The sequence below is a fragment of the Streptomyces sp. NPDC001100 genome, from assembly GCF_053598575.1.
On sequence record NZ_JBSFKO010000005.1, the window covers coordinates 184,142 to 205,534 of the forward strand.

The 21,393-nt window shown below is 70.1% G+C and carries 16 protein-coding genes; 5 read left to right on the forward strand and 11 right to left on the reverse strand.

Features of this window, described 5'->3' with window-relative positions:
* Window position 1: 1 nt before the first annotated feature.
* From ACWDEW_RS09125 to ACWDEW_RS09160, 8 genes are all read right to left on the reverse strand, one after another.
* Entirely contained in the window at window positions 2-718 is a 717-nt protein-coding gene (locus tag ACWDEW_RS09125) for an ABC transporter ATP-binding protein (protein ID WP_019067662.1), read from the reverse strand.
* Window positions 715-1,551, reverse strand: a complete 837-nt coding sequence (locus ACWDEW_RS09130) for an ABC transporter ATP-binding protein (protein ID WP_450511038.1) — start codon at window positions 1,549-1,551, stop codon at window positions 715-717. The genes ACWDEW_RS09125 and ACWDEW_RS09130 overlap by 4 nt, the downstream gene beginning before the upstream one ends.
* Window positions 1,552-1,557: 6 nt before the next feature.
* Window positions 1,558-3,357, reverse strand: a complete 1,800-nt coding sequence (locus ACWDEW_RS09135) for a branched-chain amino acid ABC transporter permease (RefSeq protein ID WP_450511040.1) — start codon at window positions 3,355-3,357, stop codon at window positions 1,558-1,560.
* Between the two features lie 4 nt (window positions 3,358-3,361).
* Window positions 3,362-4,291 (reverse strand): branched-chain amino acid ABC transporter permease, encoded by a 930-nt coding sequence (locus ACWDEW_RS09140; RefSeq protein WP_019067659.1) that lies wholly within the window; start codon window positions 4,289-4,291, stop codon window positions 3,362-3,364.
* Window positions 4,292-4,421: 130 nt separating this feature from the next.
* A complete protein-coding gene (locus ACWDEW_RS09145; RefSeq protein ID WP_450511385.1) occupies window positions 4,422-5,639 on the reverse strand; it encodes a branched-chain amino acid ABC transporter substrate-binding protein in 1,218 nt (405 codons plus the stop codon).
* A 223-nt stretch (window positions 5,640-5,862) separates the two neighbouring features.
* On the reverse strand, window positions 5,863-6,534 hold the full coding sequence (locus ACWDEW_RS09150; RefSeq protein ID WP_450511042.1) for a hypothetical protein: 672 nt from the start codon (window positions 6,532-6,534) through the stop codon (window positions 5,863-5,865).
* 95 nt (window positions 6,535-6,629) lie between these two features.
* Window positions 6,630-7,118 carry a PaaI family thioesterase gene (locus ACWDEW_RS09155; protein ID WP_450511044.1) on the reverse strand — a complete coding sequence of 163 codons (489 nt, stop codon included), beginning with the start codon at window positions 7,116-7,118 and terminating at the stop codon, window positions 6,630-6,632.
* A 63-nt stretch (window positions 7,119-7,181) separates the two neighbouring features.
* Complete coding sequence (locus ACWDEW_RS09160) at window positions 7,182-9,461, reverse strand: FdhF/YdeP family oxidoreductase (protein ID WP_450511046.1); 2,280 nt, start codon at window positions 9,459-9,461, stop codon at window positions 7,182-7,184.
* 596 nt (window positions 9,462-10,057) lie between these two features.
* Between ACWDEW_RS09160 and polA the strand changes: the two genes are divergently transcribed.
* Both polA and ACWDEW_RS09170 read left to right on the forward strand, forming a co-directional pair.
* Window positions 10,058-12,784, forward strand: a complete 2,727-nt coding sequence (gene polA / locus ACWDEW_RS09165; protein WP_450511048.1) for a DNA polymerase I — start codon at window positions 10,058-10,060, stop codon at window positions 12,782-12,784.
* A gap of 238 nt (window positions 12,785-13,022) precedes the next feature.
* Window positions 13,023-13,430 carry a hypothetical protein gene (locus ACWDEW_RS09170; protein ID WP_450511050.1) on the forward strand — a complete coding sequence of 136 codons (408 nt, stop codon included), beginning with the start codon at window positions 13,023-13,025 and terminating at the stop codon, window positions 13,428-13,430.
* Here the strand turns inward: ACWDEW_RS09170 and ACWDEW_RS09175 are convergent.
* On the reverse strand, window positions 13,393-14,247 hold the full coding sequence (locus tag ACWDEW_RS09175) for a DUF4184 family protein (protein WP_450511052.1): 855 nt from the start codon (window positions 14,245-14,247) through the stop codon (window positions 13,393-13,395). The two genes, ACWDEW_RS09170 and ACWDEW_RS09175, sit on opposite strands and share 38 nt — an antisense overlap.
* A 258-nt stretch (window positions 14,248-14,505) precedes the next feature.
* Between ACWDEW_RS09175 and ACWDEW_RS09180 the strand changes: the two genes are divergently transcribed.
* The 3 genes from ACWDEW_RS09180 (at window position 14,506) to ACWDEW_RS09190 (ending at window position 17,686) form a co-directional block, all read left to right on the forward strand.
* The gene (locus tag ACWDEW_RS09180; protein ID WP_450511054.1) at window positions 14,506-16,254 is read left to right on the forward strand and encodes a lytic transglycosylase domain-containing protein; all 1,749 of its coding nucleotides are present in this window, start codon (window positions 14,506-14,508) and stop codon (window positions 16,252-16,254) included.
* Between the two features lie 239 nt (window positions 16,255-16,493).
* A complete protein-coding gene (locus tag ACWDEW_RS09185; RefSeq protein WP_106417094.1) occupies window positions 16,494-16,628 on the forward strand; it encodes an SPW_0924 family protein in 135 nt (44 codons plus the stop codon).
* Window positions 16,629-16,693: 65 nt separating this feature from the next.
* A complete protein-coding gene (locus ACWDEW_RS09190) occupies window positions 16,694-17,686 on the forward strand; it encodes a DUF3068 domain-containing protein (protein ID WP_450511056.1) in 993 nt (330 codons plus the stop codon).
* On the opposite strand, the gene hrpB is transcribed toward ACWDEW_RS09190, so the two are convergent.
* Both hrpB and ACWDEW_RS09200 read right to left on the reverse strand, forming a co-directional pair.
* Complete coding sequence (gene hrpB / locus ACWDEW_RS09195) at window positions 17,676-20,195, reverse strand: ATP-dependent helicase HrpB (protein WP_450511058.1); 2,520 nt, start codon at window positions 20,193-20,195, stop codon at window positions 17,676-17,678. The genes ACWDEW_RS09190 and hrpB overlap by 11 nt on opposite strands.
* Window positions 20,196-20,272: 77 nt before the next feature.
* Window positions 20,273-21,094 carry a class I SAM-dependent methyltransferase gene (locus ACWDEW_RS09200; protein WP_450511387.1) on the reverse strand — a complete coding sequence of 274 codons (822 nt, stop codon included), beginning with the start codon at window positions 21,092-21,094 and terminating at the stop codon, window positions 20,273-20,275.
* Window positions 21,095-21,393: the final 299 nt, after the last annotated feature.

Genomic DNA, 21,393 nt, shown 5'->3' on the forward strand with positions numbered 1-21,393 from the left:
CTCAGTCCTCGCCGAGGTACGCCTTCCGTACCGATTCGTCGTGCAGCAGGTCCTCGCCCGAGCCGGAGAGGACGATGTTGCCGACCTCCATGACGTGGCCCTGGTCGGCGAGGGACAGGGCTGCCTGGGCGTTCTGTTCGACGAGGAGGATCGTCGTGCCGGACGCCTTGAGCTCGACGATCGTTGCCATGATCTTCTGCATCATGATCGGGGAGAGGCCCATGGAGGGCTCGTCCAGCATGAGCAGTTTCGGCTGGGACATGAGCGCGCGGCCCATGGCCAGCATCTGCTGCTCGCCGCCGGAGAGGGTTCCCGCGGCCTGCTTCTGACGTTCTCCGAGGATGGGGAAGAGGTCGTAGGCGCGCTGGATGTCCTTTTCGATGCCTTCCTTGTCCTTGCGGAGGAAGGCGCCGAGCTGGAGGTTCTCCGCGATGGTGAGGCGGGGGAAGATGTGTCGGCCTTCGGGGGAGTGGGCCAGGCCGAGGGCGACGATCTTGTGGGCGGGGACGCTGTTGAGCGGCTTGCCGTCGAAGGTGATCTTGCCGCCGGAGGGCTGGAGCAGGCCCGAGAGGGTGCGCAGGGTCGTTGTCTTGCCGGCGCCGTTGGTGCCGATGAGGGTGACGACCTGGCCGGCCTCGACGCTGAAGGAGATGCCCTTGACGGCTTCGATCTTGCCGTAGGAGACCCTGAGGTCCTCGACCTCTAGCAGTGCGGTCACTGGGCTTCTCCCTTGGTGCTGGTGGTGCTCTCCGCTTCCGTCGCGGGCGGGGTGTCCTCTGTTGTGCCTTCGAACGGTTCGCCGAGGTAGGCGGCGACGACGCGTTCGTCGGCCTGGACGACGTCGGAGGTGCCTTCGACGAGTTTTTCGCCCTGGACGAGGACGGCGACGCGGTCGCAGAGGTTGAAGATGAAGCGCATGTCGTGCTCGATGACGAGGACGGCGATGCCCTTGTCGCGGATGGCGAAGACCAACTCTTCGGTGGCGCGCGTCTCTTGGGGGTTCATGCCGGCGGTCGGCTCGTCGAGCAGGAGCAGGCCCGGCTCGGAGGCGAGGGCGCGGGCGATCTCCAGCTTGCGCTGTTCGCCGTAGGGGAGATTGCGTGCCAGGTGGTCTCGCTTGTGGGCGAGGCCGATGAACTCCAGGAGTTCCATGGCGCGTTCTTCGCTGGCCTTTTCGGCCTTCTTGAAGCCGGGGCCGCGGAGGAGGGCCGACCAGAGGCCTTCCTTGGTGCGGGTGTGGCGGCCTACGAGGACGTTTTCCAGGACCGTCATGTTGGCGAACAGGCGGATGTTCTGGAAGGTGCGGGCGATGCCGGCCTTGGTGACGAGGTGGGGCTTCGGGGGAAGCACCGTGCCCTTGTAGGAGACCGTGCCCTCGGTGGGGACGTAGAGGCCGGTGAGGCAGTTGAAGAAGGTGGTCTTGCCGGCGCCGTTGGGGCCGATGAGGCCTACGATTTCGCCGGCGTTGACGGTGAAGTCGACGGAGCGGACGGCGGTGAGGCCGCCGAAGCGCATGGTGACGTCACGGGCTTCGAGTACTGGTGTCGTCATGGCTCTCTACGCCCCTGCCTTGGTGATGGCCGGTTCGTCGGTCAGGGTCGTGGTGTCCGGTACGTCGAGTTGGCCGGTCTCGTGGAATTCGAGCTGGCGTCGGCGGTTGGGGATGATGCCTTCGGGGCGGAAGCGCATCAGGAGGATGAGCGCGATGCCGAAGGCGAGGAGGGACTTGTCCTGGAGGGCGACGAGCTTCTCCGGGAGCAGGTAGAGCAGGGCGGCGCCGAGGAAGGGTCCGGAGACGGTGCCCATGCCGCCGAGGACGACGGCGGCGAGGAGGAACGCGGAGTTGGGCGGGGCCGCTCCGGCGAACTGGTACGGGTTCGGCACCACGCTGTAGGTGACGTGGGCGCTGACGGTGCCGGCGAGGCCGGCGAGGGTGGCGCCGAGGGCGAAGGCGATGAGTTTGACGCGGAAGCCGTTGATGCCCATGGCGGTGGCGGCGGTCTCGTCCTCGCGGATGGCGATCCAGGATCGGCCGATGCGGGAGTCGGAGGCGCGGCGGTAGATCGTGATGACGAGCGCCATGATCAGGACCATGAGCAGGTAGTAGTTGGCGAACCGGCCGATCGTGAAGCCGCCGATGTCGTGGCTGTCACCGAAGTTGAAGCCGAAGAACGACAGGTCGGGGATGGACGGGATGCCGTTGGGGCCGTTGGTGATGTCGGGGCCGGAGACGCCGTCCATGTTGTTGACGGCGATGCGGAAGATCTCTCCGAAGCCGAGGGTCACGATGGCGAGGTAGTCGCCGCGCAGGCGCAGGGTGGGGGCGCCGATGAGGACGCCGAAGACCAGGCTGGCGGCGGCGCCGGTGAGGGCGGCGGCCCAGAAGGGGAACTGGACGCCGGAGAACTTGGAGAATTCGGAGCCGGAGACCAGGGCGGCGGTGTAGGCGCCGACGCCGAGGAAGGCGACGTAGCCGAGGTCGAGGAGTCCGGCGAGGCCGACGACGATGTTGAGGCCGAGGGCGACGGTGCCGAAGATCAGGATGTTGACGCCGAGGTTGGCGTAGTGGTCGTTGGTCTGGGTGAAGGGAAAGGCGATCGCCGCGACGAAGCCCATGGCGAGGGCGAAGCTGCGGTTGTTGGCGCTGAGGTGGCTGAACCGGTCGAAGAGTCCGGCGGTGTGCAGGGCCCAGGAGGTGAAGACGACGACGATCAGGAAGCCGATGAAGAGTTCGTCCTCTGCGTCGATGCCGTAGGCGAAGACGGTGAGGGCGAGGGCGGCGATGATCGTGATGACGAGTCGCTGGATCCAGGGGGCGGTGGGCTGGGGGGCCGGGATGCGGTCGGGTTTGGCGATGTACGCCTTGAGCGCTTCCTTGGTGGTGTCGGTGGCGGCCTGCGGGAGGGCGAGGGCGCCGATGACGGGGAGCAGGGAGGCGACGGCGGCGATGTAGGTGCCGGGTTCCCAGTTGACGATGCCGCCGAGTTCGCCGGCGATGGTGAGGACCGTGTACCAGGTGACGGCGAAGCCGCCGAGGGCGGTGAGGACGAGGGGTGCGTTGTTGCGGGCGGGCAGGAGCCAGCCGAGTCCTCGGACGCCGTAGGAGGCGAGGGCGAACAGTGTGGTGAGGAGGCCTGCGACGAGGGTGAGGATCTGGAGGCCGCCGGGGTCGCCGTAGTAGGTGAGGTCGCCGGGGAAGTCGGGGGTCCAGGTCCAGCTCAGGAACGTGGAGGCGATGGTGGCGATGCCGCCGACCAGGAGGAGGGCGCGGGCGGCTGCGAGGGGCAGCGGGATGAGGCCGCGCTGTTCCGCGGGGGCGGCGGCCGGCGTCTTGGGGGTCTCGGTCGTCTCGGTCATGTGATCACGCCCTGTCCGCGACGCGTTCGCCGAGCAGGCCTTGTGGCCTGAACAGCAGTACGAGGATGAGGAGACAGAAGGCCCAGACGTTGGCCCAGCCGGATCCGCCGAGCTGCTGCATGCCGGGGATGTGGTTGATGTAGGCGGAGGCGAGGGTCTCGGCGACGCCGAGGACGACTCCGCCGAGCATGGCGCCGTAGATGTTGCCGATGCCGCCCATGACGGCCGCGGTGAAGGCCTTGAGGCCCATCAGGAAGCCCATGCGGTAGCCGATGTTGCCGTACTTGAGGCCGTAGGAGACGGCTGCTACGGCGGCGAAGAAGCCGCCGATGGCGAACGCGATGACGATGATCCGGTTGGTGTCGATGCCCATGAGCTGGGAGGTGTCCGGGTCCTGGGCGGTGGCCTGCATGGCGCGGCCGGTGCGGCTCTTGCGGACGAACCAGGCGAGGCCGGACATGCAGACGATGGCGGCGATGACCAGGAAGATGTCGGCGTCGGTGATGGTGATGGAGCCGAGGTCGTGGGTGCCGTCGAGGCTGGGGAAGGAGCGGTCCTTGTCGGCGCCGGGGTAGAAGTTCCGGACGACTTCCTGGAGCGCGAGTGAGAGGCCGATGGCGGTGATCAGGGGCGCCAGTCGTGGTGCTTGCCGCAGGGGGCGGTAGGCGAATCGTTCGGCCCCTACCGCGACGAGGACGGAGACGATTCCGCCGCCGATCAGCATGAGTGGTACGGCGACCACCATCGAGGTGCCGTCGGGCAGGATGTAGGCGTAGACCGTGAGGGCACCGAAGGCCCCGGTCATGAAGATCTCGCCGTGCGCGAAGTTGATGAGCTGGACGATGCCGTACACCATCGTGTAGCCGATGGCGATCAGCCCGTACATCGAGCCTAGGAGCAGCCCGTTGGCCAGCTGCTGCGGCAGGGTGTTCACCGCGTGGCCTCCATTGTCGCTGGGGTCGTGTGCACAGATCGCGTGCCTGGGGGTGGGGGTGTGACAACGGGCCGCGCGGTCGGGATCCTCCTTCCGCGCGGCCCGTGGTGCGGTGGTGCTGGAGCTGAGGTCAGCTGCCGTTGAAGGTGCCGGTCTTCACGGCCTTCCAGGCGCCGTTGGTGACCTGGTAGACGGTGAGCTGCTTGTTGGTGGTGTCGCCGTACTGGTCGAAGGCGACCTTGCCGGAGATGCCTTCGAAGTCGGACTTCTGGACGGCGTCGACGACCTTGGAGCGGAGGTCGTTGCCGGTGGGCAGCTTGTCGCTGTTGGCGTCCTTGACGGCCTTCACTGCCTTGATGATGGCGGTGGCGGCGTCGTAGGCGTAGGCACCGTAGGCGCCGTAGTCACCCTTGTAGCCCTTGGCCTTGTAGGTCGCGATGAACTGCTTGGCGGCCGGCAGGGTGTCGGCGGGGACACCGACGGAGGTGGCGAGGTCGCCTTCGGCGGCCTTGCCGGCGGTCTGGATGTAGGTGGTGGCGAACATGCCGTCACCGCCGAACAGCGGGATCTTGACGCCGGCGCCCTTGAGCTGCTTGGTGATCTTCTCCGACTCGTCGTACTGGCCGCCGTAGTAGAGCAGGTCGGCGCCGGAGTTCTTGATCTTGGTGACGAGCGAGCTGAAGTCGGTGTCGCCGGTGTTGACGTGGTCGGTGCCCGCGATGGAGCCGCCGAGCTTCTTGAAGGCGCTGTTGAAGATCCCGGCCAGGCCGGCGCCGTAGGTCTGCTTGTCGTCGACGACGAAGGCCTTCTTCTTCTTGAGGCCGTTGTACGCGTAGTCGGCGGCGAAGGCGCCCTGGAGGGCGTCGGTGGTGGCGGTGCGGAAGTACGTCTTGTACGGCCGCGTCTTGGTGGTGGCCCAGTCCTTGCCCTGGGTCAGGGCGGGGTTGGTGTTCGAGGGGGAGATCTCGACCATGTTGGCCGAGGCGAACACCTGCTGCATCGACTGGGCGACGCCGGAGTTCAGCGGGCCGACGGCGCCGACGACGTTGCTGTCGCCGGTGAAGGCGGTGGCGTTGGACTGGCCGGTGGCGGGCTGCGCCTTGTCGTCCAGGGCCTTGATCTTGAACTTGACGCCCGGGACCCAGTTGTTCTTGTTGGCGTCGTCGACGGCGATCTGGACGCCGTACTGGATGCCGAGGCCGGTGGTGGAGTTCTCACCGGACAGGGGAGCGTCGACGCCGATGGTCAGGGTGGTGGACCCACTGTCACTCTTGCTGCCGCTGTCCCGGGAGCCGCAGGCGGTGAGGGTCAGAGCTCCGGTGGTGAGTACGGAGGTAAGAATCACCAGAGAACGCTGTCGCACAATCTGTCCTTTCCGCAGGCACTGTCGCCCGGGTGGGGGCGGAGGGTGCTGCGCTGGTACCGAACTCCCGATGGAGCGGTGACTGGCCGTGACTCTAAGCCCGGTCTGTAGGCATGGGCATCGTCGTGCGCTGGCTTGTGACTTTCTTGTTATGACGTGCCGGTTGGAGGGCTTCGCGGAAGGTGGGTCTCGGCCGGTTTGGCGGAATTCAGCCGAGGTCCACATTTTGAGAACCTGCACTTCCGCTTGGCCGTGGGCCTGGCCTGGCGTTTGTCGTGCTGCAGGCCCTGTGGAGGAGCTGGGAAAGGTCCTTGGAGTAGGAGGCGCCGAAGATGAAACTGTGGCGTTGTATTGCGCGCGTGTTACGCAGCGTTACGTCCAGAAAGGCGAGGTCCGCATTCAGGGGCAGTCCCGAACAGTCGGAAACCGAAATCTCCACGGTGACGCGGCGGGTCGCTCCGGTGTGCACGGTGAAGGACGGTTCCGGGACGGCCTCGGCGATGAGTCCGTCGAAGGCGGCGCCGGTGACCCGAAGGGTGACGGCGGGGCCGCTGTCCACGGCGACCGCGAAGCGGAAGAAACCGGTCGTGGTCGGGGAGTCGGTGGTCTGGGCGAGTCCGACGTAGCGCCACTCGGTGACGTTGGCGGGCCATGGAGTGGGTGGCCGCGGGTCGCTGCGGTGGGAGGTGTGGACGGGTGGCAGGAGGACGGCTCCGACGCCCAGGGCGGCGATCGCGCCCGCCGCGAGCACGGCTCTGCGGGTGCGCGGTGACAGGGTGTGCCAACGGTCCGTCAGATGGGGCGGGTCGCCGCCGATGACTTCGTAACTCCCGTTCGTCTCCGGCGAGTCGACGGATTCGACGGGCCCGATACCGCTCATGCCGGCAGCCTCATGGGAAAACGGTAGGGGAGTGGACGGGGGTGCGGAAGACGGAGTCCGGCCCACCACCCCGGCGGGGTGACGGACCGGCGCGATCAGCTCGCGGCGCCGGTGGGGATCCCGTCACCCGGCTTCACGTCCCGCAGCAGGCAGGTCAGCCGCGCGGAGCACACCCGCCGCCCGTCCTCGTCGCTGATCACGATGTCGTACGTCGCCGTCGAGCGCCCTCGGTGCACGGGTGTGGCCACTCCGGTGACCACACCGGAGCGGGCGCCGCGGTGGTGGGTGCAGTTCAGGTCGACGCCGACGGCGATCTTCGAACTGCCGCCGTGCAGCATGGATCCGAGCGAGCCCAGCGTCTCGGCCAGTACGGCGGACGCGCCGCCGTGCAGCAGTCCGTACGGCTGGGTGTTCCCCTCGACCGGCATGGTGCCGACGACGCGCTCGGCGGACGCCTCGACGATCTCCACGCCCATGCGCGTGCCGAGGTGGCCCGCCGAGAAGAGGGCGACCAGGTCGATGCCGAGTGCCGAGTACTCGTCGATGACGTCCTGCGGGAACTTCCCTCGCTGCTGCTCGCCCATGGGACCGGACTCCGTTCGTCTTTCGCCTGACTGGATGGACCTGACGGTCGGCTGAGCAAACGCTCAGTCGGTCGCCGATTGTTCCAGACGTACGACGACGGACTTGCTGGCCGGGGTGTTGCTGGTGTCGGCGGTGGCGTCCAGCGGGACGAGGACGTTGGTCTCCGGGTAGTAGGCGGCGGCGCAGCCCCGCGCGGTCGGGTAGTGCACCACCCGGAAGCCGGGCGCCCGCCGCTCCACGCCGTCCTTCCACTCGCCGACCAGATCGACGTACGACCCGTCGGCGATCCCGAGCCGGGCCGCGTCGTCGGGGTGGACCATGACGACCCGGCGGCCGTTCTTGATGCCCCGGTAGCGGTCGTCGAGGCCGTAGATCGTGGTGTTGTACTGGTCGTGCGAGCGCAGCGTCTGCAACAGCAGGCGCCCTTCCGGGAGTTCGGGGTACTCGACGGGCGCGGCGGTGAAGTTGGCCTTGCCGGTGGCCGTCGGGAAGCGGCGTTCGTCGCGCGGGGCGTGCGGGAGGGCGAAGCCGCCGGGGTGGGCGACCCGCTGGTTGAAGTCCTGGAAGCCGGGGATCACGCGGGCGATGCGGTCGCGGATCGTCCCGTAGTCCTTCTCGAACTCCTCCCAGGGAGTGCGGGATTCGGGGCCGAGGACGCGGCGGGCGAGGCGGCACACGATGGCCGGCTCGGACAGCAGATGGGCGCTCGCGGGCTCCAGGCGGCCGCGCGAGGCGTGCACCATGCCCATGGAGTCCTCGACGGTCACGAACTGCTCGCCGCCGCCCTGGAGATCGCGCTCGGTACGGCCCAGGGTGGGCAGGATGAGGGCACGCGCGCCCGTGACGGCGTGCGAGCGGTTGAGCTTCGTCGACACGTGCACGGTGAGGCTGGCGCGCCGCATGGCCGCCTCGGTGACCTCGGTGTCGGGGGAGGCGGCCACGAAGTTGCCGCCCATCGCGAAGAACACCTTCGCGTCGCCGTCGCGCAGGGCGCGGATCGCGGCGACCACGTCGTAGCCGTGCTCGCGCGGCGGGGCGAAGCCGAACTCCTTCTCCAGGGCGTCCAGGAAGGCGGGCGCGGGGCGCTCGAAGATGCCCATGGTGCGGTCGCCCTGCACGTTGCTGTGGCCGCGCACCGGGCACACGCCGGCACCCGGGCGGCCGATGTTGCCGCGCAGCAGAAGGAAGTTGACGACCTCGCGGATGGTCGGCACGGCGTGCTTGTGCTGGGTGAGGCCCATCGCCCAGCACACGATGGTGCGCTCGGAGGCGAGCACCATGGCCAGGGCCTTCTCGATCTCCGGGCGGGTCAGCCCGGTCGCGAGCAGTGTCTCGTCCCAGTCGGCGTCCCGCGCGGCGGCGGCGAACTCCTCGTAGCCGTGGGTGTGTTCGTCGACGAAGCTCTGGTCGACGGCGCCCTCCGTCTCCAGGATGAGCTTGTTCAGGAGGCGGAAGAGGGCCTGGTCGCCGCCGATGCGGATCTGCAGGAACAGGTCGTTGAGGGCGGCGCCCTTGAGCATGCCCTGGGGGGTCTGCGGGTTCTTGAACTTCTCCAGGCCCGCCTCGGGCAGCGGGTTGACGCTGATGATCTTCGCGCCGTTGGCCTTGGCCTTCTCCAGGGCGGAGAGCATGCGCGGGTGGTTGGTGCCCGGGTTCTGGCCGGCGACGATGATCAGATCCGCCCGGTAGATGTCCTCCAGGAGGACGCTGCCCTTGCCGATGCCGATCGTCTCGTTCAGCGCGGAACCGGACGACTCGTGGCACATGTTCGAGCAGTCCGGGAGGTTGTTGGTGCCCAGCTCCCGCGCGAACAACTGGTACAGGAAAGCGGCCTCGTTGCTGGTGCGGCCCGAGGTGTAGAACAGCGCCTCGTCGGGCGAGCCGAGGGCGGCGATCTCCTCGGCGACGATGTCGAACGCCCGCTCCCAGGTGACCGGTTCGTAGCGCTCGGCCCCTTCCGGGAGATACATGGGATGCGTGAGACGGCCCTGCTGGCCCAGCCAGTAGCCGCTGCGCGTCGCGAGATCGGCCACCGGATGCGCGGCGAAGAAGTCCGGGGTCACCCGGCGCAGGGTGGCCTCCTCGGCGACCGCCTTCGCGCCGTTCTCGCAGAACTCCGCCGTATGCCGGTGGTCCGGCTCCGGCCAGGCGCAGCCCGGGCAGTCGAAGCCGTTCTTCTGATTGACCCGCAGCAGGGTCAGCGCGGTGCGCTTCACACCCATCTGCTGCTGGGCGATACGCAGCGTGTGCCCGATCGCCGGGAGGCCGGCGGCGGCATGCTTGGGCTCGGTGACCTGCGGCGCGTCCTGGACCGGATCGCCCTGGGGCGGCTTCGTGGCCATCGCGGGCCCTCCTTCGCTGGCACGTGTGCACTAGATCTCCGATCCTCGCACGCGGCAGTGACAACGCCGAGGTCGGTCCGCGGGCTCAATGGTTTCGGTGTGTGCGCGGGACGAGGTGTGGGGTGTGGGGCGGGGTGGGCCGGTTCCTCGCCGCGGCTTCCTCGCTGCGGCGGGTGGTGGCGGTCGGTCCGATCCGCCGGGCGGTGGGCCGGGGAGTGTTCGTCCAGGTTGCCCTCTGGCGACGGTGACCTCGCACGCGCGCGCGTGGCCTGTCCGTGTCGCTACGGGGACCGGTTCTCGTGCGACCGTTGCCGCGACGCGGTGGGCCACACTGCCCGCGCCTCGCACGGGTTTCCTCCGTTTCCGCGGTCACCGCGGTCCCTGCGCTGCCTCTCTGCGCTGCGTCCCCGCGCTGCGGGCCGCGCGGGATCGGCCGCCGCTCGCTCCCGCTGTCGCGGCGGCGACTCCAGCCGCCTCTCCCACGCCTTTCCCACGCCTCCGGTTCACCCTCGCCCGACCTTCGTTCATCACGGCCACGGCCTCCGACGCGGCGGCCGTGACCCCGACTGTCAGTGGGGCGTGGCAGGATCGGGGGCGTGGCAGAGACAGCATCGAAGAAGACCGACAAGACCTCCGGCGGAGACCGTCCACGGCTGATGCTGATGGATGGGCACTCGCTGGCCTACCGCGCGTTCTTCGCGCTGCCCGCGGAGAACTTCACGACCGCGACGGGCCAGCCGACGAACGCGATCTACGGCTTCGCGTCGATGCTGGCCAACACCCTGCGCGACGAGGCGCCCACGCACTTCGCGGTGGCCTTCGACGTGTCCCGCAAGACCTGGCGCTCCGAGGAGTTCACCGAGTACAAGGCGAACCGCTCCAAGACCCCGGACGAGTTCAAGGGCCAGGTCGAGCTGATCGGCGAGCTGCTCGACGCGATGCACGTCTCCCGGTTCGCGGTCGACGGCTTCGAGGCCGACGACGTCATCGCCACGCTCGCCACCCAGGCCGAGGCCGAGGGCTTCGACGTGCTGATCGTCACCGGCGACCGGGACTCCTTCCAGCTGGTGTCCGACCACACGACCGTGCTGTACCCGACGAAGGGTGTCTCCGAGCTGACCCGGTTCACTCCGGAGAAGGTCGTCGAGAAGTACGGGTTGACGTCCGCCCAGTACCCCGACTTCGCGGCCCTGCGCGGCGACCCGTCCGACAACCTCCCCGGCATCCCCGGCGTCGGCGAGAAGACCGCCGCGAAGTGGATCAACCAGTTCGGTTCCTTCGCCGAGTTGGTCGAGCGCGTCGACGAGGTCAAGGGCAAGGCCGGACAGAACCTCCGCGACCACCTGGACGCGGTCAAGCTCAACCGCCGCCTGACCGAGATGGTCAAGGACGTCGAGCTGCCCAAGACGGTCGTCGACCTGGAGCGCGCTCCCTACGACCGCACGGCCGTCGCGATGGTTCTCGACACCCTGGAGATCCGCAACCCCTCGCTGCGCGAGCGCCTGTTGGCCGTCGACCCGGGCAGCGAGGAGGCCGACGCGACCCCGCCCGCCGAGAGCGGTGTCGCGGTCGACGGCTCGGTCCTCGGCACCGGCGAACTGCCCGGCTGGCTCGCCGACTACGGCACCGAGCCCCTCGGCGTCGCCACCGTCGACACCTGGACCCTCGGCTCGGGTTCGGTGACCGAGGTCGCGCTCGCCACCGCCGGGGGAGCGGCCGCCTGGTTCGACCCCGCCGAGCTGGACGAGAGCGACGAGAACGCGTTCGCGGCCTGGCTCGCCGACGCCGACCGCCCCAAGGTGTTCCACAACGCCAAGGGCGCGATGCGGGTCTTCGCCGAGCACGGCTGGACCATCAACGGCATCTCCATGGACACCGCGCTCGCCGCCTACCTGGTCAAGCCCGGCCGCCGCTCCTTCGACCTGGACGCGCTGTCCCTGGAGTACCTGGGCCGCGAGCTGGCCCCCGCCGCCACGGCCGACGGGCAGCTCGCCTTCGGCGCGGACGACGGCGCCGAGGCGGACGCCCTGATGGTGCAGGCCCGCGCGATCCTCGACCTGGGAGCGGCCTTCGAGACCCGCCTCCAGGAAGTCGGTGCGGCGGACCTCCTCCGGGACATGGAGCTGCCCACCTCGATCCTGCTCGCCCGCTTGGAGCGGTACGGCATCGCGGCCGACAAGGCCCACCTCGAAGCCATGGAGCAGATGTTCGCCGGTGCCGTCCAGCAGGCGGTGAAGGAGGCGCACGCGGCGGCCGGACACGAGTTCAACCTCGGCTCGCCCAAGCAGCTCCAGGAAGTCCTCTTCGGTGAACTCGGCCTGCCCAAGACCAAGAAGACGAAGACCGGCTACACGACGGACGCCGACGCTCTTGCCTGGCTGGCCAACCAGACGGAGAACGAACTGCCGGTCATCATGCTCCGACACCGCGAACAGGCGAAGCTCCGTGTCACCGTCGAGGGCCTGATCAAGACGATCGCGACGGACGGCCGCATCCACACCACGTTCAACCAGACCGTCGCCGCGACCGGCCGCCTCTCCTCCACGGACCCGAACCTGCAGAACATCCCGGTCCGCACGGACGAGGGCAGGGCGATCCGCCGCGGCTTCGTGGTCGGCGAGGGCTTCGAGTCCCTCATGACCGCGGACTACAGCCAGATCGAACTCCGAGTGATGGCCCATCTCTCCGAGGACGAGGGCCTGTTGGAGGCGTTCACCTCCGGCGAGGACCTGCACACCACGGTCGCCTCCCAGGTGTTCTCCGTCGAGGGCTCCAAGGTCGACGCGGAGATGCGCCGCAAGATCAAGGCCATGTCGTACGGCCTCGCCTACGGGCTGTCCGCCTTCGGGCTCTCCCAACAGCTGAACATCGACGCGGGCGAGGCTCGGGTCCTGATGGACACGTACTTCGAGCGCTTCGGCGGTGTACGGGACTATCTGCGCCGCGCGGTCGACGAGGCACGGGCCACGGGCTACACGGCGACCCTCTTCGGGCGCCGCCGCTACCTCCCCGACCTCAACAGCGACAACCGCCAACGCCGTGAGGCCGCCGAGCGGATGGCCCTCAACGCGCCGATCCAGGGCACCGCGGCGGACATCGTCAAGATGGCCATGCTCAAGGTGGACAGCGCGCTGCGCGAGGCCGGCCTCAAGTCCCGCATGCTCCTCCAGGTCCACGACGAAATCGTCCTGGAGATCGCCCCGGGCGAACGAGCGGCCACGGAGGAACTGGTCCGCCACGAGATGGCGGGCGCGGTGCATCTCCGGGCGCCGCTCGACGTCTCGGTGGGAGTGGGCCCGGACTGGGAGTCGGCAGCACACTAGCCTGCGGCACTGCGGCGGAGAGTCGTCCCGGGCGAGCTTGTCACTCGGGCCCGTCTTGACTCTCCGCCGTAATGGCGCGCACGCACCATGGCGCATTCCGGCGGTGCCGAACCCTCTTTCACCCCGCCCCGGCAACAGAAACTCCCCGCCCAACCCTGGCCCGACCCCCGGAGGGCCCGTCACCCGCGTGGCCCCCGCGGAGGCGCCCCCCGCGCCCGGGGACCGTAAGGATGCGGGCATGGGTATACGCATGCTCCATCGCCGGTCGGGCCGGGCACGGACGCAGGCGCAGGCAGCGGGCGCCGCTGCCGCACCGGTCACGCCCCGCCCGCCGGTCCCGGCCCTCGCCGCCGGCGCAAGCACCGCCCGCATCCCCGCCGACCTCGCCATGGCCGTCCGGCACACGGCCGCAGGCCTCCGGCATCGCCTCACGTTCCGGGACGACACGGCCGTAGATCCCCGAGAACAGGCCAGACATCCGCAGGGGCCGGCCACCACCCCCACCGGCACCCCCGTGTGGCGGCTGTGGGCCGAGCTGGGCCGCAGCTATCTGGACCTCGTACTCACCCGGCTCCCGAGGTCACGCTCCGTGCACACCATGACAGTGTTCATCGCGACCCCGCCGGACGGCTCCGCTCCGCGCTGACCTCGCCGGGAAACCCGGAGGTCGCCGGGCGCCACACACGGACGCCCACGGCGTACAGCAGCACGCCCAGGACCAGCCCGGCCCCCGCCCCGAAGCACAGGGTCGGGATCAGGTCCCAGGCGCTCGCCGTCGAGCCCCAGTACGCCCACCAGCGCGCGGCCCGCTCCACCGCCCCGACGAGCGCGCAGCCGGCCAGGACGGCACCGGCCGCCCACCGGTCCCGTACCGACAGCACGGGCACCCTCACCGGCGCGGTGGCCGGAACCCGCCGTAGCGCACGCACCAGGAACGCGGTGATCAGCAGTGCGCCGACGGCCGAACTGCCGTACTGGAGAGCCGAGAACAGCGGTCGGCCGCCCACCGCGCGGTCGAGGACGGGGAACAGCCGTACACCCCACCGGTCGTGGTGCGTGAACGCGTCCCACACGACATGGGTCAGACCGCCGAGGACCGCGGAGACGTACCACCACGCGGCCAGTGCCGGGGTGGCACGCGCGCGTGGCGCCCCGCAGCGCAGCAGGGTCGCCGTCCGCGGCTGCCGGGCGCGGGGGAGGAGGGCCACCAGGGGTTCGCGCAGCAGGAGCCACAGGGCGACCGTCGTCCAGGTGATGAGGACGTCGACCGTGAAGACGCCGGGGAAGGAGTGCGTGACGTTCCCGAACTCCATCGCCCCGGGGACCGCGCTCGCCGCGTAGTAGGTCATGTCGGGGGCGAAGGAACCCGCCACCAGGACCGCCGGTACCAGCCGGCCGCGCCCCCTGCCGTCGCCGCGCACGGCGGGCAGTACGGCGGCGGCATGACTCAAAGTGAACGGCAACAGGGCTCCCCGTAGGAGTCATCGGCATATGGCCAGGCGGTGAATAAGGGTCACCAACGGGTGCCCGTGCAAAGCAAGTTGTCGTAGGGTCGCCTGGGCCCCCACGCGGGGCCCACGGGCAGGCGGAGACGGAGAACAAGTACACACCATCCGATAACCACCACGAGGGCAACCTGCGGGGCGGCTCGACCGTCACAACAGGCGCAGAGGCAACAGACAAGGACGGGCGCTCGGGCGTCCCTGGGAGGGGTTCACTCCATGACGGCGCATTTCGGCAGGCGGCTGCGCAAGGGTGCGGCGACGACAGCGGTGGCCGCGGCAGCGGTCGCGGCACTGTCCGCGTCCCAGGCTCCGGCGGCGACCGGCGGTCACAGAACGCTCGCCGCCGGCCAGACCGCGCCGGGCGGGAGCGACGGAGGCACCGGCCGCAGCGCCACCGGAGACTCGCCGTACTACACGGACCTTCCGCCGCTGAGCAGCCCGAACCCCAGTACGAGCACCAGTCAGCCGCCCTCCATAGGTACCCCCGTCTCGGTGGGCGAGGCCGAGGCGGGCATCCCCGCGACCGTCCTCGACGCCTACAAGAAGGCCGAGGCCGAACTCGCCACCTCCAAGCCCGGCTGCAACCTGCCCTGGCAACTCCTCGCCGCCATCGGCAAGGTGGAGTCGGGCCAGGCGCGCGGCGGCCAGGTCGACGCGAACGGCACCACGACCTCCAAGATCCTCGGCCCCGCGCTCGACGGCAACGGCTTCGCGCTCATCAGGGACACCGACAACGGCAAGTACGACGGCAACAGCGAGTACGACCAGGCCGTCGGGCCCATGCAGTTCATCCCGTCGACCTGGGCGTGGGCGGGCCGCGACGGCAACGGCGACGGGGTCAAGGACCCCAACAACGTCTACGACGCCGCGCTCGCCGCCGGGCACTACCTGTGCCGCAACAACTGGAACCTGTCGACCGACGCGGGCCTGCGCAGCGCGATCCTCAGCTACAACAACTCGACGGACTACCTGAACACGGTCCTGTCGTGGCTGGAGTACTACCGCAAGGGCACCCACTCGGTCCCGGACGGCACCGGCACCCTGCCCTCCGGCCGCAGCGACGACGGCTCCGGAGCCAACCCCTCGCCCTCGCCCTCGACTCCGGCCACTTCGACGCCGAGCCCGAGTCCGAGCACGCCGGGTGACACCACCAGCCCGAGTCCCTCCGCGCCGGCCACTCCGACGCCCACACCCACTCCGACGCCGACCCCCACCGACACGGTGGCCAAGCTGGCCGACGCGGGCACGGCGAAGCTCACCGCGACGGCGGGCGACGCATTCACCAAGAAGATCAGCACCCGCGCCCAGAACTCGGCCGGCAAGGGCGTCGCCAAGGTCAGGATCCGGTTCACGATCGTCGGGACCACGGACGCCACGTTCGCCGGCGGCGAGAAGGTCGCCACGGTCGTCACCAACGCCTCCGGTGTGGCCGTCGCCCCGGCCCTGAAGGCCGGCGAGACCACCGGTGACTTCACCGTCCGCGCCACGCTGCTGGGCCGTACGATCACCGCTCTCGACTACACGGCGAGCGTCACGCCCCGGGTCGCCGACACCCTCGTCCGCACCAGCACCACCGCGCTGACCTGCACCCCGGGCGGCGAGTTCGCCGACCAGGTCGAGGTGAAGGCCACGAACAACGGCGCCGTCGCCGACAAGGTCGCGGCCACCGCGACCCTCGTCAAGGCGACCGACGACGCCACCGAGAACGACAAGGGCCCCTACTTCAAGGACGCCGACGGCAAGACCGTCCGCACCCTCACCGGCCTGGCCACGGACGCCGACGGCCTCCTGAAGCTGCCGAAGCTGTACGCGGACGACAACACCGGCACCTTCCTGCTCAGCATCACCACCACGGGCGGCGCGACCCTCACGGTCGAACTGACCGTGGCCGCGGCGACCGACACCTCCTCGCCCAGCCCGACCGCCTCGGCCGACCCGAGCCCGTCGGCCTCGCCGAGCGCGTAGTTCCGACCGCACGACCGCACCACGCACTCCGCACTACCGCACCACGCACTTCGTACGACCGCACCACGCAGTCCCCACGACTGCACCACGAGGGCGCCCCTCCGCTTCGGCGGGCGGGCGCCCTCGCCGTGTCCGCCGTCCGCCCGTCGTGCGTGTGCAACGTGTTCTCATCTCGCCCGCGCGTTGCTACGGTGCCCGACCTGACGACCTATCAGTTCCTGTCCGTCGGGAGGCCCGTCATGCGTGCCCTGATCGCCGCCGCGACCGGACTCGTGCTCGCGTTCGCGCTGATCCTGACCATTACCGCGATGGGCTCACCGATGGGGAAGACCTCCCCGAAGCCGTTGCTGACGACGGTGCCCGCGCACCCATAAACGATTGCGCAAGCGTTTACGCAAGCCTTTGCGCAAGCGTTTGACCGCCCGGGAAGGAGGCCGAGATGCGCCGCAAGGCCAGCCTGATCCTGCTCGCCCTCGCCGTGTTCTTCACGACGCTGTCCCCGCTGCTGCGCTGGTACGCCTTCCCGCGCCTGGCCAAGATCCCGGCGAACCAGTACCAGGACATGGTCCTGGAGGCGAAGAACGCCACCCTCCTCGACTACGACGGCCTGAAGGCCAAGACGGTCCCCAAGGTCACCATCGTGCAGACCCTCAAGGGCAACGTGGAGGCCGCCAAGAAGATCGACAAGACGACGGGGCGGGACGTCGTCGTCTGGGACGGCCTGTCCTACGTCCAGGGCCCCGACGGCAAGATGGTCTCCTCGATCCCCGAGCGCTACATCTTCGACGCGCACACCCAGGAGCCCGTCCACGCCGCCGGAGAGATGGTCGACGGCGACCCGGTGAAACGGGACGGCATCGAGTTCAAGTGGCCGTTCCTGACCCAGAAACGGGACTACGAGTACTTCGACGCGCAGACCCGCACCACCAACCCGATCCACTACAAGGGCACCCAGAACTTCCGTGGCGTCAAGGTCTACTACTTCGAGCAGACCATCCCGTGGACCAAGGTTCCCTTGCCCAGGACGATGCCCGTCAAGGGCATCACCCCGGAGGATGTCGCCAAGACCGGCACCACCCGCTGGTACACCACGGTCCGCAAGTTCTGGGTCGAGCCCGTCACCGGGGCACCGGTCTACGGCGAGGAGATCCACAAGGAGGAACTGCGCGGCGGCACCCTCCTGGGCGGTCGCGCGAAGGTGACGGCGTTCGCCGGCGACGTGAAGATGCGCGAGGACTACATCAAGCACACCGTCGCCCTGGTGAAGTCCAACCGCACCCTCGTCCTGCTGATGGTTTTCTACCTCCCCTGGGGCTTCCTGACCCTCGGACTCCTCCTGCTCGCCCTCTCGCTCTACCTGGAGGCCCGTAGCAGGCGCCCCGGCGACCCGGCCCCCACCGAGGTCCAGGAACCGGAACCGGTCACCGCCTGAGCCGCGCGTTCGTGAACCGCGTGGCCTCGGCGGTCGCCGGGTCCTCGGGCCACGGATGCTTCGGATACCGCCCCCGCAACTCGGCCCGCACACCCCGGTATCCGTCCTTCCAGAAGGACGCCAGATCGGCGGTCACGGCGGCGGGGCGCCCGGCGGGGGACAGCAGATGCACCAGCACCGGCACCCCCGCGACCTTCGGCGAGTCGTGGAGCCCGAACATCTCCTGCAACTTCACGGCCAGCACGGGCTGTTCGGGGTTCCCGTAGTCGATCCGCACCCTGGACCCGCTGGGCACGGCAAACCGCTCCGGCGCCAGCTCGTCCAACCGCCCCGCGTCCCCCGAGGCCCACGGCAACAACCGCCGCAGCGCCTGCCCCGCCTCGATCCGCCCCAGATCGCTCCGCCGCCGCGCCCGCCCCAACTCCGGCTCCAACCACTCGTCCACGCGCGCGTGCAGCGCCTCGTCGGACACGTCGGGCCACGGCGCCCCGACGTTCAGCCGCAGGAACGCCAGCCGCTGCCGCAGCACTTGGGCATCCGCCGACCACCGCAACAGCCCGAACCCTTCCTGCCGCAGCCCTTCGACAAGCGCGTCCCGTACGGCAACGGGGTCGGCGTCCCTGAGCGGCCGTACCGCCAACTCGACTGCCCCCAGCCGCTCGACGCGCCGGGCAACGACGTCACCGCCGGCCCAGTGCACCTCGTCCACCTCACTGAGCAGCGCCCCGGCCGCGAACCGGGCGACGTCCTCGTCGACGACGGCCCCGAGCTGCACGCGCGCGTGCCCTTTGCCGATGGGCCGGTCGGCCGCGGCGATGGCGATCCAGGGGGCGCCGCGGAGAGGGCTGTTGTCGCGGAGTTCGGCGCGGGTGCCGGAGACGAGGAGGTAGGAACCGCCGTCGGCCTTGGCGACCCGTTCGGGATAGGCGAGGGCGGCGACGAGCCCGACGAGAGAGTCGTCGCTTGTGACGTTCACTTCTGGAGGGCTGTAACGGGTGGGTGGTTGGGAAATTTCTGCCCCCACGGCCCGCAGTCGCCGAACCTCCGCACGCCACCGCCCGGAGTAGGCGTCACCCCCACGCCGAGCAAGCCGCAAAGCCCCGGCGAGATCGTCGCCGTACTCCCGCGGAGCCTCCTCACTGAGCAGTGCGACAACCTCCGCACCCGCCGCCCCCGTGTCCAACAACGCCCGCCCCAACCGGGGATGCAACCCCAGCCGAGCCAACTGCACACCCCGAGGCGTGGCACGCCCACCCGAGTCGACCGCCCCCACGGCGGTCAGCACACCCCGCGCCGCCGCCATCGCCCCGGCGGGAGGCGCATCGAGCAGCGCCAGCCCCGACGCCCCGGGATCGCCCCAGCAGGCCGCCTGGAGGGCGAACGCGGTCAGATCGGCCACCTTGATCTCCGGCGCCGGAAAACGCGGCAGACGCGCGTCCTCGGCCTCCGCCCAGCACCGGTACACCGCCCCCGGCGCCTCGCGCCCGGCCCGCCCCGCCCGCTGCCGCCCGGCCGCCTGCGAGGCCCGTACCGTCGCGAGCGCGCTCAGCCCGCGCGCGTGATCGACCCGCGGCTCCCGCGCCAACCCGGAGTCCACGACCACCCGCACACCGGGAACCGTCAGCGAGGACTCCGCCACGGACGTGGCCAGCACCACCCGCCGCCGCACTCCGGGAGACAGCACCGCGTCCTGTACGGCGGCGGGCGCCCGCCCGTGCACCTGGAGCACCTCGACGTCACCGATGTTCCCCAACTGCCCGGCGACACGGGCGATCTCACCGACGCCGGGCAGGAAACACAGCACGTCCCCGTCCCGCTCCGCCAGCGCCCGCCGTACCACGGACGCCACGTGCGTGAGCAGCGCCGGGTCCACGCGCATCCCGTGCGGCGGCCGTACCGGCCGTACCGGGGGCGTCCACACGACCTCCACCGGGTACGCGACACCCTCCGCCTCGACCACCGGCGCATCGCCCAGCAGCCGGGCCCAGCCGTGCGCGTCCGTGGTCGCGGAGGCCGCGAGCAGCCGCAACTCGGGCCGCAGCGCCTCCCGTACGTCGACCAGGAAGGCGGCCACGGTGTCGGCGTCCAGGTGCCGTTCGTGGCACTCGTCCAGGACCACGGCGTCGACGCCCGTCAACTCCTGGTCGCGCTGCAGGCGTTGGAGCAGCACTCCGGTCGTGACGACCTCCACGCGCGCGTGCCGTCCCACGACCCGCTCGCCGCGCACGGTGTAGCCGACGCTCTCCCCGACCTTCTCGCCGAGCAGCCACGCCATCCGCCGGGCCGCCGCCCGCGCCGCGATCCGCCGCGGCTCGGCGACGACCACTCGCCGCGCGGGCCCCTCGTTCCCCCTGCCGAGCAGTCCGGCCAGCGCGAGCGGCACCAGCGTCGTCTTGCCGGTGCCGGGCGGCGCGACGAGCACCGCGGCACCGCCCGCCTCCAGGGCGGCGTCGAGTCCGGGCAGGGCACTGCGGACGGGCAGCGCGTCGAGGGCGTCGTAGCGGATCACGCCCCCAGTGTCGTACGGCTGCCCCCGGTGTCGTACGGCTTCCGAAACGACCTCTGCGCGCGCGTGCCCGTGTTCCGTCAGTCCCGCCCGCGGTCGCGTTCGCAGACGTAGATGGCCGTTCCCGGGATCAGGTTGCCGCGCAGAGGCGACCAGCCGCCCCACTCGGCGGTGTTCCAGGACGGCCACTCCGGCTCGACCAGGTCCACCAGGCGCAGGCCCGACGCCACGATGTCGCGGATGCGGTCGCCGAGAGTGCGGTGGTGTTCGACGTAGACCGCGCGGCCCTCGTCGTCCTGCTCGACGTACGGAGTGCGGTCGAAGTAGGAGGCGGAGACCGTGAGTCCCTCGGGGCCCGGCTCGTCGGGGAACGCCCAGCGGATCGGGTGCGTGGCCGAGAAGACGAACCGGCCGCCGGGCCGCAGTACCCGGTGCACCTCGCGCAGCACCAGGGCCGGGTCGGCGACGAACGGAAGCGCCCCGTAGGCCGAGCACGCCAGGTCGAAGGACTCGTCCGCGAAGGGCAGCGCGCCCGCGTCGGCGCACACCAGAGGGAACGATCCGCCGATCCGCAGCGCGTGCTGGAGCTGGCGGTGCGAGAGGTCCAGGGCCACCGGACGGGCGCCCTGGGCGGTCAGCCAGCGCGAGCACTGGGCCGCGCCGGCGCCGATCTCCAGGACGTCCTTGCCCTTCAGCTCCTCCGGCGGGCCGAGGAGTTCGGCCTCCACCTCGTCGAGGCCCTCGGGGCCCCATACGAACCGGTCGTCGCCGAGGAACGTGCCGTGCTCGACCTGGTAGTCGTCCGCGTTCCGGTCCCACCAGCCGCGGTTGGCGCGGGAACTCTCGGTGACGTCGGCGTCACGTCGGGTGGCTTCCGGTTCGAACGTATCGGGCTCTTGGATGATCGGCTCCCTCGTCGTACTCTTCCGTCACCTCTGCGGTGCGGCTGCCCCGGTGGCGTCACTGAAGGGGTGTGTCAGGCCTGCGTGGCCTCGCGGGACACGTTTTGTGCCGGGTATGCGGCGATCCGCCCCGGGTGTGCGCCTTCGCGCATTGACCCTGCCTGGCTGCCCCCGTATGCTACAAGTTGCGCTGCGGGCCTGCGCACCTCAGACGTAGCAGGTTGCGCTCGCATCTGTATGTATGTCCCCTCGGTTTTCGAGGCGCCACCGGACACCTGGTGTTCCGGATCGGCGCTTCC

Coding starts and splice junctions, on each gene's coding strand:
- ACWDEW_RS09130 (WP_450511038.1), bottom strand. CDS start 1,551: ATGACGACACCAGTACTCGAAGCCCGTGACGTCACCATGCGCTTCGGC.
- ACWDEW_RS09135 (WP_450511040.1), bottom strand. CDS start 3,357: ATGACCGAGACGACCGAGACCCCCAAGACGCCGGCCGCCGCCCCCGCG.
- ACWDEW_RS09150 (WP_450511042.1), bottom strand. CDS start 6,534: ATGAGCGGTATCGGGCCCGTCGAATCCGTCGACTCGCCGGAGACGAAC.
- ACWDEW_RS09155 (WP_450511044.1), bottom strand. CDS start 7,118: ATGGGCGAGCAGCAGCGAGGGAAGTTCCCGCAGGACGTCATCGACGAG.
- ACWDEW_RS09160 (WP_450511046.1), bottom strand. CDS start 9,461: ATGGCCACGAAGCCGCCCCAGGGCGATCCGGTCCAGGACGCGCCGCAG.
- ACWDEW_RS09170 (WP_450511050.1), top strand. CDS start 13,023: ATGGGTATACGCATGCTCCATCGCCGGTCGGGCCGGGCACGGACGCAG.
- ACWDEW_RS09180 (WP_450511054.1), top strand. CDS start 14,506: ATGACGGCGCATTTCGGCAGGCGGCTGCGCAAGGGTGCGGCGACGACA.
- ACWDEW_RS09185 (WP_106417094.1), top strand. CDS start 16,494: ATGCGTGCCCTGATCGCCGCCGCGACCGGACTCGTGCTCGCGTTCGCG.
- ACWDEW_RS09190 (WP_450511056.1), top strand. CDS start 16,694: ATGCGCCGCAAGGCCAGCCTGATCCTGCTCGCCCTCGCCGTGTTCTTC.